Source organism: Streptomyces canarius (assembly GCF_014650735.1).
GTDB classification, from domain to species: Bacteria; Actinomycetota; Actinomycetes; order Streptomycetales; family Streptomycetaceae; genus Streptomyces; species Streptomyces olivaceoviridis.
In genome coordinates this window covers 1-1,190 of the sequence record NZ_BMVN01000182.1, presented here as the reverse complement: position 1 = coordinate 1,190, position 1,190 = coordinate 1, and the positions used below count along the sequence as shown (strand labels likewise).

Annotated in this window: 1 protein-coding gene and 1 pseudogene; both read right to left on the bottom strand. The window is 68.8% G+C overall.

All coding sequences use genetic code 11. The annotated features are described in order from the left end of the window. Positions 1–629, bottom strand: a pseudogene (locus tag IE294_RS46725) (hypothetical protein); the annotation flags it as partial. 36 nt (positions 630–665) lie between these two features. After that, a complete protein-coding gene (locus tag IE294_RS46720) occupies positions 666–803 on the bottom strand; it encodes a hypothetical protein (protein WP_014669952.1) in 138 nt (45 codons plus the stop codon). Positions 804–1,190 lie beyond the last annotated feature (387 nt).

The window sequence follows — 1,190 nt, the reverse complement described above, 5'->3', positions numbered from 1 at the left end:
ACACTGACCAACGGGCGCCCTTCGCCATGGTCGCGATCAGCACAAACATCGGACTCATTCATCCTAGGTCCCTGGGGGTGACAGCTGCGCGGGGCCAGGTCGTCCCGTACGCGCGGGTAGCGGACTGGATGCCGGTAGCGGCCCCCGTCCACCGCGGTGTCCCCGGCGAACTCGACCACCACGTCGGGCACGACCGGCCGGTGGTCGATCACCTCGCGGGTGCCCCACCCGGCGGAGAAACGGCGGCTCTGCCAAGGGTGCTCCGCGCCGCCCGGATGCAGGCCGCCGGCCTCCCGCCGGGCCGTCGCCGACATCGGTGCCGTCAGCGCGACGAACCGCAGCCGGCCCGACTCGTCGTAGCGGCCCAGCAGCAGCGTCACCGGCGCGGCCACCCAGCCCGTCAACGAGGCGACGACCGCTTCCGCGCTCGCCCGGGCACGCACCTTGATCCAACCCCGGCGGCCCGGCTGGTACTTCCGCGACAGGCCTTTCACCACGGCGCCCTCAATGCCGGCCGCGCCCCATGCCGGGTCAAGCCAGTCCTCGGCGGTCGCCCGGTCGGTGGTGGCCGGGCACACCACGAACGGCGCGGCCAGCACCCCCTCGTTGCCCCCGGGTGGGCTGTGCAACGGGAGGTGAGAGGTTCCAGCGTCCGTGGTCTGGGCTCAGAGGTTGCAGATGAGATTGCTGCGCAGGGTGTACCCAGCGGCAATGAGGTAGCCAGTGTCCAGGCGATACCCCGCGCCGATCACCCACACGTTGTCGTTGAAGTTGTCCACACGGAACCGGTCGCCGGAGTGCATGGTTCCGACGGTCTGGCCTCCGGGTGTGCTGCGGATGGTGGCGTCGATGGGTACGACGGAGCAGACGACAGAGGCTCGGGGTGATGCTTTTGGCTGAGGGGCGTCAGCAGCTGTTGCGGGACTGGCCATGCTGAGCAGAACCCCTCCGGCAACGGCCGCTGCGGCGAGGCCTCGTGTAACTGGGAACATCTTCCACTGGGCTTGATCCGCTTTGACGGACATCGAAGATCAGGGGCTTCGGCCCCGGAAGGATGATGTCCATCATGGAGAGCATGGGGAAGAAGAAGCCGCGTCCTCGCCGCTCGTTCACAATACACCAGCCACGAATTCGCCCTGCTGGCAAGCCAGTTGGGGATCCGGCTGTCCGTCGGCCGCACCGGCCAGTGC